The following is a 318-nucleotide window of genomic DNA, read 5'->3' as shown; positions in this document are numbered from 1 at the left end:
TCCATCTACATCCACTTCAATTTCTACCGAGCAGGCATTGATTTCTTCCGACACTTCCATATCACCCAGTCGACCGTTTGCCCGCTCGTAACGACCAAAAATGGTCGCCATGTCCATAAGCGTCTGAGGCTTATCTGTCCGACCTAATTCTGTCCGCATCGCCAGGTACTTGTCATAAGTCGCCTGCAATTGCTTGTGGAATTTTGAAGCTGAAAAGTCAATCGTTCTGAGTTCTGTTTCAAACGTCGTATGACGGCAGTGATCACTCCAATAGGTATCCAAGACCTTGAGCTCCGTCTCAGTTGGCACTCGACCGAT

At 48.1% G+C, this 318-nt stretch carries 1 protein-coding gene; it reads right to left on the bottom strand.

Annotated elements, in window-relative coordinates:
* Nucleotides 1-318 (bottom strand): hypothetical protein (locus C1E99_RS05140; protein WP_153060164.1); only part of this gene is annotated, 318 nt, incomplete at both ends.

The organism is Streptococcus suis, assembly GCF_002964045.1.
In the GTDB taxonomy this organism is placed as follows: Bacteria; Bacillota; Bacilli; order Lactobacillales; family Streptococcaceae; genus Streptococcus; species Streptococcus suis_U.
The sequence above is the reverse complement of the archived record's forward strand: the minus strand, read 5'-3'. Positions and strand labels throughout refer to the sequence as shown.